Below are 8,820 nucleotides of genomic sequence, written 5' to 3'. Positions count from 1 at the left end.
GGAGTTCAGCACGAATCACACGACGTTCCAACTGGCGGAGTTCACCGGCAACGTCATATCGTTCAATCGCCCACTTGCGTGGAGGAACGTCTACTTCGACTGGGATCCCAAGCCTGGACATGCGGCTACTGCGGTGAAACCGGGCACCGTCAAGCCAACAGAGTGGCCGCCCATAGTCGCTACAGAGGACCCAAAAATCACACATGAATAAGAATGCGGGGCTACCCCCAGAGACCCCTGCCGCTGTGTCCATCGATCGTCGGGCATCTGGTGTGGAACCTGGATGCGTGGGGTCTCGTGAACTTGATTCACTGACGGCGTCGGTGAGGTCAGAGGGCACCGCTACGGTTCCAGATATGGACATGGATCCGTCAACGATTCCGAACCTCCCCGCCACCACTTCGGCTGGCGGACAGCTCTCGCCCTGGGGGAGAGGAGGCAACGAAGCGAAGGCCCGCGTCGTCGAAGCGGTCAGTCAGTCGCAGGCCTCGACGACAACCCGCGCGTATCGCTCGGATTGGAATCGGTTCGCTCGTTGGTGCGCAGCGAACGAACTCAATGCCTTGCCGGCGGCCGCGGAGACGGTGGCGTCGTACCTGGCAGAAGCCGCCTCCGAACCCCGGGAGGGCATGGGTCCGTACTCGCCGACGACTCTGCGCAGGTGGGTGGCGTCGATCAATTTCTTCCACAAGGCCGCGGAGCTGCCGCCGCCGGGCACGAGTCAGTTGGTGGCGTCCACGCTGGCCGGTTTGCAACGCAAAGCTGCGCGCGATCCGAACCGACGTAGCCGACAGCGAGAAGCGTTGCTGCTCGACGACATCGAACACATCCTGGTGACTGCTCGTGAGGGGTGCAGTAGTTGGGTTGACCAGGTTCGTGAACGCCGTGACTCTGCGCTGTTGCTTCTTGGCTTTGCTGGTGCGTTCCGGCGATCGGAGCTCGCGAACCTTGTCCTCGCCGATGGCCGGATGCACCGGGAGGACGGCCTGCATCTCCGTGTGCGGGTATCGAAGTCGGACCAGAGTGGTGTCGGACAGACCAAGGTGGCGCCTTTCGGGCGGGGTCATCATCACCGGTGCCCGGTCTGCGCGTACCGGCGATGGCATCAGGTGGTGTGTGCGTTCGATTCGGGAGGCCGGCCCGCGGTGATCGCGGAGCTGGCGCGGACCGAGCCGTTCACTCATCATGTGTGCCGCGACCACGGTGCCTCCCCGGTTGATGGGTTGGCGCCGTTGTTCCGCAAGATCGACCGGCACGGGAACATCAGCGAATCCGGGTTGTCAGGGGCGGCGATTCACAGCGTTATCCGGGTGCGGGCCAGTGCGTCCGGGTTCAGCGATGAGGAGGTGATGATGTTGGGTGGGCATTCGCCTCGCGCTGGGTTCGTCACACAATCGCTGTCGAATGGCGCAAGTACACATTCGATCATGCGTCAGACTGGGCACAAGTCCCCGGCCACGGTTGAAATCTATGCGCGCGAACGCAATCCGGCACAAAACAACGCAGTCATGGATCTCGGGTTCTGACCACTGGACGCCAGGGCGACCTACGCCCGCCAATTCCCCTCGCGTGGTGCACCTACGAGGGGAATTGGTTGTGCCCACACCGGCATATGTGAATCAGATTTGAATCAGGTCCATGATCATGTGGATGCCGAACGGAGCGCTGAGTAACAGCGCTATCCCGATGAGAGCGGCGACGATAAGTTGTTTGCTCTGGTGGATCTTGAATTTGTTGTAGGCCGCCAAGGACTCTGCATCTCGTCGCGTGTATTCGTCGAGGAGCACTGCATCGGCAGTGTTTGAGGGTCCGCCGTCTCGGAAGATCCGGACCAAGTTGTAGCGGTCCGCCCCGGTGAACCCGAGTGCCACGATGTTTGCGTCCTGGCCGTGCGTTGCGTGATTTGGGACATTCATTGCGCTATTGCCTTTCTGGTCGTGCATCTTCCGAAACGGAGGTTCCGGCGTGGCTGCCTCCTCACGATGCGGGGCCCTGGAGGAGGGCGCGGCACGTGTCCCGCGTAGGAATTGACTCGGCCTTCGAACGATTGACGTCGCACATACATTGTCGAGCACGCTCGGCGCACTCGATCATCGTGAGGCCGGAGACTCCCTGGTTAATTGACGAGACGAGGGCTCCCCGGGCTCCAGACATGAGACGAGCGTTCGGCTGGATACCTACTGATTGAGAGCGGAGCTGTGTAGCCGCTCGAAGAGGAGCGCCTGATTGGATGCGGCCAATGCCAGTGTCGCGTAAGCATTCGCGAGCTGGACATATTGGGTCGCAACGCCATCTGGGTCACCACTCTTGATCGCCTTGTCTGCGTCGTCAATTTGTTCCGTGGCTAGCACCGCGAATTCCTTCGCGCCTTTGCCAACGAGGGTTGCCTGGCCCGCAGCGAGATCTAGGATTTCGTTTCGCACGCGGTTTTTCGCTTCTTCGTCCATCGAATATCTCCTCGGTTCTGGTGGGCTGCTGAGTCCGTCACGTGAACCATAGCGATTTCGGCGGCCGCTGTGGCACATCGTGTTACCACAGCGTGAAGGGCAGTCCGGCCTGTTCTGCGAGATAGATTCGACGGTCGATTTCGGTGCTGTCTTCGTTTCGTTCGAGGCCTGCTCGGACAGCGTCAGCGATGGCCCGGGTGCGGCCGGCCGGTCCGCGTACGTCTGCGAGAGGGCTGGCGATGTTGCGGCGGCGCAGTTCGTATTCGCCGCGGTTTGTGCGACGGGTGCCCAGTCGCAGATGAGTCGGATTTGTACAGCCAGCGAAGTCACACTGATGGCACAGCACGGCGTCGTCGGCATTGGACCAGCCCAACCGTGGAATTACCCCGTATTCGAGCTGAAATGCGAACAGGTGGGCCGGGACTGTTCCCCGACGCGAGGGGCCTGGCAGGCTTGCTGCGCGGAAGGATCCATAGCCTGTTGATGACACCCCGGAAGTCCATGGCCAGCATTGGTCGTCCAGCCGCCGGTATCTTTTGGACTCGAAGCGAGCCACGATCGCGGGGTTCTCGAACCAGGATCGCCATATCCGTTCCGGGATCCGGACTGGTTGAGGTTCGCCGATCAAAGTCAGTTGGAATGCATGAGGTTCCGGCGCGGGTTCAGGCATCGAGGGAAGTGGCTGTGGTGCGTCGTTTCCGAATGTCATCAGCGGTGCACCTCCCGCGGTTTTGGACTGCTACCGGTACCAGCGTAGGCGGCTGGACAGTAATCGCAGACAACCGGGAGCGTTCGCGTACTCGGAACGTGAAGTGACATTGCGAGCGTCGGCGCCGTTCGGGTACGAGCTGGTGTGACGGTGTGCCGCAGCCAATAGGCACGTAGGGAAGAGTTGTATGTGAAATCACCGGCAGAACTCGGTCGGTTCGTACCAACATCATCGGAGGCTCCATGTCCACTTCCCCTGCCCTGACACAGATCCCGCAACTCTCGCCGGAAGCACCCCCGGGCGTCGCTGAACTCGTGGGCAAGTTCGACGGGTTCTGGTGGTTCGCCCTCGTCGTCGGGATCGCTGCCTTTGCGATCGGCTTCGCGTCCTATCAGGGGCGGATACGCATGACGGTGAGTCAGGAGTTCCCGTTGCTCTTCGGCGGTGCAATTGCCGCTGTCGTCGCAGGCGCTGCACTGATTTGGGGCGCGTAGCAGCGACACAGCCGACCCACAAAAAGCCTAAGCGGTGCCCCGAATAGCTATTCGAGGCACCGCTTTCGTACTGGTCGCTGCACGTTGTTGTCGTGTCCGTCGACTTCGCCGAGGCAGGCTCGGATATGGGAAATGGTTGGACAGCCAGCCCCAGGGCCGGCAGGGATGGGCTGGTGTCCACCACGCGGAACTATCAGTCACTGGCGGGTTCTGTCGCACACAGAAATGCCGCAGCCGGAACGCATCACCCGGGGGGGAGGGCTGACGTTCCGGCTGCGGGGGAGACCTGCACCCGCTCGGGGGGGTTGCGGGTGCAGGTGGCTTTCAGGCCGCGATCTCGCGGCGGTAGCGGTCTACGGCGGCGTGCCAGTCAGTGCCCGCGTCGGCGATCCAACCGGCCACGACAGCACCGTCGAAGGTGCGGGCGACTTCCTGGGTCGACACCTCGAGGAATCCCTCAACCAGGACACGAGGACCGGAAGTGGTGGAACCGTCGGCGAACACGACGAGCATGGCGCCCTCGCCCGCTGCGTTGTGCAACGCGGTCGAGATCATGTTGTCGTCGGTGATGTCGTCAGTGGCGTTCATCGTGTGCTCCTCGGCTCGGCGTTTGCTGTTGGGACAACTCTCTCTGGCGGGGTTCCGGTGTGCGGCACCGTCGAACAGCGCAGCCGTCGGGCTCACCTCCGCGTAGGCCACGGCATTTCCACCGGTGAACGGGGCATTCGACGAACGATTCGTAGGTCCGCGTCGACGGACAGGGTTCAGAGCTTCGGCAAGGAAGCGCCGCGCACGATTTGCGGCGGGACCGTGGCGGATACCGTAGGGCCATGCACGATCACGATGAACTCGAACGCGTGGGCATGGTGCTGCCTGTACGCCATCGAGCGCGGTGGTCACTGTTCACGGATTGGTGCATCGGTGTCGGCGCCACCCCTATCCCGGCAGACCGTGAGACGCTGATCGGATTCGTGCGCGCCAATCCGGCGGCGTTGTCGACACAACGGGAACGACTGGCGGCTGTGCGGGCAGCTCATATGCACGCTCAGGTCCCGGTGCCTGCCAAGGCCGATGCGAGGGCCGTGAGAGGCGGTGGCGGTCACGAGTGGCCGTCGAGCGAGGCCGCACAGGTGGTAGCAGCGCTGCCGTCAGCTGGATGGCCGTCGGGATTGTTCGGCCGCCGGGATGCGCTGCTGTTGGTGTTGTCGAAGGCCGCTGGAATGTCCTACGGGCAGATCGAACGGCTGCAACGAAGCCAGGTGCGGGTAGTCAACTCGACGTTGCAGGTTCAGGTTGGCCAGGTGTGGATTCAGGTGCCGGCCAACGATGATCCGCGCGTGTGTCCGGCTGCGGTGTTTCTGCGCTGGGCGCGGTTGTTGGCGTATGTGGACAGGTGGCCTTCGACGGCGGCGGTCGCGGCCGCGCTCGCGAAAGCTCAGCCGATGACCGCGCAGTCGCAAGAGTCGTACGCAGCTTTGCCTCAGGTGGTCCGAGACGGCCCGCTAGTGGTGCCCATCGATCGGTGGGGCGGCCTGGGGATGGGGCGGTGGCGGCAGAGTGCGCGCGCTCGGTGGGGGTTGAGCGCGACGGCGATTGGGGAGATCGTGGCCGCGCACCTATCTGGCAATGGTGGCCGGCACGTGGGGTCGGGCTGGGATGGTTTGCCCCGGATGCCCGAGCTAGAGGACGAGCCGGACAGCCCACCGGTGTCGACGCTCAGTGATGTGGATCCGGCAGTGGGTTGGCACGCGCGGGCGCGGGCGCAAGAACAGTTGGCGAATGTGCGGGAGACGCTGAACGACGTGGAGCGGGAGGCTGAGGCGTTGGCGGCGAGGATCGCAGCGATCCTCGCCGATGACAACGAATAGCGTTCACGCCCTTCGTCGATCAGATCCGCGCTTCGGAGATCAACGTGTTCGAAGTCGATGGGCTCTGATGAAGCTGTAGGCAGAGGCCGTGAGGGCGAGGACTCCCGCGACGAACATGGTTCGGGTGCCGATGACGAAGTCCAGGGCCGCGACAGCAAGCGCTACGACGCCGAAGACGTTGTGGCGGATCACTCCCGCCCTGGTTCGGTGTTCCGTTTCCTGATTCGCGGGCCGGTTGTTCGCTGGATCGGTCACAGTTGGCCGTCACGGATGTGTGGTGTCGTCAACTGTTTTTGGCTGCGAATGACTGCCAGAGCTGCGCGCAGGCTGCGGGCTGCGGCGTCGAGATGGGTGGTGATGTCCTGGTTGGAGGCTTCGCCTGCGAGGAATGTTTCGACTTCGTCCGATGCGGTTGGACCTGAGTACAGGTCTCGGAGCGCTTCGCGAGCATCGCTGATTCCGGCGAGAGAATCGTCGAGGGCGGCGAGCATGGCTCGCAGCTTCTTCTCGACGGCATCAACATCCGCGCCGAGGTTCCGGTTCGGAATGCCTGAGACGGAGTGCAGTGCGGCGCTCACGATGCATCCTCCAGTCGATTGGCGGTGGACGCTGTTCGATCCACCAGGTCCTTGATCCGGTCTGGGCGGTACCCCGCCCAGTGGTCGTTTCCAGCGACTACGACCGGCGCTTGCAGGTATCCCAAACTCATGACGTGTTCGCGGGCTTGAGCGTCTTCGGTGATGTCTATGACGGCGTACTCGATGCCGGCTTTGTCGAGGGCGCGGTAGGTCGCGTTGCACTGAACGCATGCGGGCTTGGTGTACACGGTCACTGTCATGTCGTCCCCCTGGGAAGTGAGTAGATCCTTCTGCTATCGTATCTCGAAAGTCCTTGCGTTGCAACCCTTTTCAAGATTTGACGATGATGTTTTGACCATGAATGGTTTTCCCTTTCATCTGCCTGACGGTTACAACGGTTGTACGGCAACAATTTTCAAGAGAATATCTGCCTACATGGCCGCCCTTGATTCGTCGGGCTGGGCGAGATCCGGCCGCCAGCCTCGGCCACCTCAGCGTGTTCGCCGTAGTCGGCATCCAAGTCGACACGACCAACGAAGCGGCGATGCGGATCTCTTGGACTCCTAAAATGGGGACAAAAATTAGCATGTATTAGCAGCTCAGAGATACTGCATAGTATTGCATTCACAGCATGTCCAGACAGTGAATAGTCCACAGCGATATCAGGATGCCCGCGCACCCTGAAGTATCCGCGGCCGCCGTGAGAATCATGTAGACACGAACACCCGCACAATCCGGAAAGTCATGGACGGAACCGCCGGACAGGACCGACGCGGAAATCGGCCGGCGACGGACGTGGATCCGGTGGGCACAGGGGGCGGCGAGTCACCCCTGCGCCCACCGGCGCTCGCGCCACCGGATCAGACGGAGGCAGATCCTGGTGAAGCCTTGTAGACGGCTTCGGTGTGCCGGTCCTGGTAATCGCTGGAGGGGCGCAACCCAGCTGCGATCTCCGCGGTGACCAGACACGCACCGGCCGACTCGACCCACCACATCCGGCGGGCACGGCCCAACTCGTCGACGACCCGTCGCCGATAGTTCGGCCCGCAGACGGTGAACTGCTCCAACGCCGCCAGCCGATCCTCTGCGTTCGGCACGTTCTTCAATGCGTCTCCACGCTGGTTGATGCTTGACATGATGTCCTCCTGGTCGGGAACCGTTGGTATGTCCACTGTCTCGCCGCTCGGCAGGGTGCGCGGCACGTGGCGCGCTAGCGGGTCAGTGCTCGGCGCGAGCTCATTCGGGCGTTGCCGATATCGGCGCGACCTCCCGCGTTGGCTCCGTCCGCGTGGGCGCGGCCGTCCACATTTCGCCGCACCTTGAGTTGCCGGATATTGGGATACTCGAGCCGAAGCGCAGCGGCTGCACGGTCAGCGTCGTTGACGTGCACCAGATCGCTGCCAACGATGTCGTATGCGGCGTCCTTCTCCGCGACCTCGAGCCGGGTGGATACAGCGTGAATGAATCCGAGCATCCACGACCGACGAGCCCTGGACGTCGACGACGCGGAGACGCCTTTAACCTTGGCTGCACCGGCATTCATCTGCACCGAGAGAAGCGCGAACAGCAATTTGAGCCGCTCGATATTTGCGGCGGTGCCGAACACCTTGCGGCGGTCAGACTTACTCACTCGAATGGACGAGCAGTGCAGTGCCCCGGCAAGCGCGTTGAAAAGGAGACCGCGATCGACCTTGTAGGCGCCGGAGATCTCGATTTCGTAGACGATGATCTCGGCAGGGCCGGAACCGCTTACCCGTCGCACTTCGGCCTCGTCGACACCGTATTTGGCGATCAACTCGAACGCCTTCTGGTTGAAGACGTCCGCTTCGGGTGTGCCTGCAACGCTGTCTGCCTGCGCGAGCAGCTTACGAATGCGGTCAATCCTGTCGTCGCTCATTGCGACCTCCCTCGTCCCGTTCGGTTACCTTCTGCGACTACGTTCGCGAACGACCACGGTGACTGCGGCACCTCCGCAACCTCGGTACCGGCCGATCACCAGCAGCAACGACATGAATGCGGCGGACAGGACTCTCGACTGCGGGCGCCCCTGTTTCGGGCCGCATACACCGGAACCGGGCTCGATACGGTGGCCCTTCGATTCACTCGTCATCGAATGAGAGGACTTCCCATGACTGTTCGCCGAGGTTTGGTCCAGGCGACTGCTATTGCCGCCTCCGCCGCGATCTGCGCTGCCGGGGCTGCCACGATCGCGGCTGGCACCGCGTCCGCCGCCCCTCCGGCCGCTGTTCTGCAGGTCACCGGCACCGACATCGTTCCTGTTCCTGCCGGTCCGTGCTTCGGCACGATTCACGTCGACTTCGAGGTGGTGCCGGGACATCCTGATCAGACAACGGTGAATCTCACACCGAACGGCACCTACGGCTCGATCCCGGGGTGTGAGGTGCCGGTAAACGTGTCGTGGCAGAACGGCATTGCGCCGTTCAATCACGTTGAGTCCACGCTGGCAGCCAACGGCCGGACCAGCACGACCATCACCGCCGGACAGGGTTTGAGTCTGGTCAGTGTCGGGGCCGGCGCGTATCTGGGTGGCCTTCCGAGTTGGGTGTCGAGCGGATACCTGTGGCTGTAGCTGTAGCCGACTCACATGGGAACGGCCGCAACACACCTAATCGTGTTGCGGCCGTTCCCATGTGTGGATGAAACGATACCGCCGGATCGAAGCGATACGTCTGGATCTGGCGTGGTCGCTCAGGCCGCTGCAAT

The 8,820-nt window shown here is 62.6% G+C and carries 13 protein-coding genes and 1 pseudogene; 5 read left to right on the top strand and 9 right to left on the bottom strand.

The features are described from left to right. A pseudogene (locus tag A2J01_RS36755) lies at positions 1–211 on the top strand (hypothetical protein); the annotation flags it as partial. A gap of 145 nt (positions 212–356) precedes the next feature. Continuing rightward, the gene (locus A2J01_RS05130) at positions 357–1,526 is read left to right on the top strand and encodes a site-specific integrase (protein ID WP_064112234.1); all 1,170 of its coding nucleotides are present in this window, start codon (positions 357–359) and stop codon (positions 1,524–1,526) included. A gap of 93 nt (positions 1,527–1,619) precedes the next feature. Here the strand turns inward: A2J01_RS05130 and A2J01_RS05125 are convergent, their stop codons facing one another. From A2J01_RS05125 to A2J01_RS05115, 3 genes are all read right to left on the bottom strand, one after another. Further along, positions 1,620–1,916 (bottom strand): hypothetical protein, encoded by a 297-nt coding sequence (locus tag A2J01_RS05125; RefSeq protein ID WP_058228451.1) that lies wholly within the window; start codon positions 1,914–1,916, stop codon positions 1,620–1,622. A 261-nt stretch (positions 1,917–2,177) separates the two neighbouring features. Continuing rightward, positions 2,178–2,447 carry a hypothetical protein gene (locus tag A2J01_RS05120; RefSeq protein WP_064112233.1) on the bottom strand — a complete coding sequence of 90 codons (270 nt, stop codon included), beginning with the start codon at positions 2,445–2,447 and terminating at the stop codon, positions 2,178–2,180. Between the two features lie 82 nt (positions 2,448–2,529). Continuing rightward, complete coding sequence (locus A2J01_RS05115) at positions 2,530–3,156, bottom strand: HNH endonuclease (RefSeq protein ID WP_064112232.1); 627 nt, start codon at positions 3,154–3,156, stop codon at positions 2,530–2,532. Between the two features lie 242 nt (positions 3,157–3,398). On the opposite strand from A2J01_RS05115, the gene A2J01_RS05110 reads away from it, so the two are divergent. After that, a complete protein-coding gene (locus A2J01_RS05110; protein ID WP_047269172.1) occupies positions 3,399–3,650 on the top strand; it encodes a hypothetical protein in 252 nt (83 codons plus the stop codon). A gap of 324 nt (positions 3,651–3,974) precedes the next feature. Here A2J01_RS05110 and A2J01_RS05105 read toward each other — a convergent pair whose 3' ends face one another. After that, complete coding sequence (locus A2J01_RS05105; RefSeq protein WP_058228455.1) at positions 3,975–4,238, bottom strand: hypothetical protein; 264 nt, start codon at positions 4,236–4,238, stop codon at positions 3,975–3,977. Positions 4,239–4,480: 242 nt separating this feature from the next. Between A2J01_RS05105 and A2J01_RS05100 the strand changes: the two genes are divergently transcribed. Then, positions 4,481–5,518: a hypothetical protein gene (locus A2J01_RS05100; protein ID WP_064112231.1), complete on the top strand. Its 1,038-nt coding sequence runs from the start codon at positions 4,481–4,483 to the stop codon at positions 5,516–5,518. A 39-nt stretch (positions 5,519–5,557) separates the two neighbouring features. Here the strand turns inward: A2J01_RS05100 and A2J01_RS05095 are convergent, their stop codons facing one another. The 5 genes from A2J01_RS05095 to A2J01_RS05075 all read right to left on the bottom strand — a co-directional run bounded on the left by A2J01_RS05095 (position 5,558) and on the right by A2J01_RS05075 (position 7,993). Then, on the bottom strand, positions 5,558–5,773 hold the full coding sequence (locus A2J01_RS05095) for a hypothetical protein (RefSeq protein ID WP_064112230.1): 216 nt from the start codon (positions 5,771–5,773) through the stop codon (positions 5,558–5,560). After that, complete coding sequence (locus tag A2J01_RS05090) at positions 5,770–6,096, bottom strand: hypothetical protein (RefSeq protein ID WP_064112229.1); 327 nt, start codon at positions 6,094–6,096, stop codon at positions 5,770–5,772. The genes A2J01_RS05095 and A2J01_RS05090 overlap by 4 nt, the downstream gene beginning before the upstream one ends. After that, the gene (gene nrdH / locus A2J01_RS05085) at positions 6,093–6,356 is read right to left on the bottom strand and encodes a glutaredoxin-like protein NrdH (protein WP_047269175.1); all 264 of its coding nucleotides are present in this window, start codon (positions 6,354–6,356) and stop codon (positions 6,093–6,095) included. Before nrdH ends, A2J01_RS05090 begins: the two co-directional genes overlap by 4 nt. A 600-nt stretch (positions 6,357–6,956) precedes the next feature. Further along, positions 6,957–7,232 (bottom strand): hypothetical protein, encoded by a 276-nt coding sequence (locus A2J01_RS05080; protein WP_125053106.1) that lies wholly within the window; start codon positions 7,230–7,232, stop codon positions 6,957–6,959. Between the two features lie 74 nt (positions 7,233–7,306). Beyond that, positions 7,307–7,993: a DUF2786 domain-containing protein gene (locus A2J01_RS05075; RefSeq protein WP_064112228.1), complete on the bottom strand. Its 687-nt coding sequence runs from the start codon at positions 7,991–7,993 to the stop codon at positions 7,307–7,309. A 231-nt stretch (positions 7,994–8,224) separates the two neighbouring features. Here A2J01_RS05075 and A2J01_RS05070 point away from each other — a divergent pair, with 231 nt between their 5' ends. Next, positions 8,225–8,686: a hypothetical protein gene (locus A2J01_RS05070; RefSeq protein ID WP_064112227.1), complete on the top strand. Its 462-nt coding sequence runs from the start codon at positions 8,225–8,227 to the stop codon at positions 8,684–8,686. The last annotated feature ends 134 nt before the right edge of the window (positions 8,687–8,820 follow it).

It is taken from the genome of Rhodococcus sp. EPR-134 (genome assembly GCF_001647205.1).
GTDB classification, from domain to species: domain Bacteria; phylum Actinomycetota; class Actinomycetes; order Mycobacteriales; family Mycobacteriaceae; genus Rhodococcus_F; species Rhodococcus_F qingshengii.
This window is presented reverse-complemented; position numbering and strand designations above follow the sequence as displayed.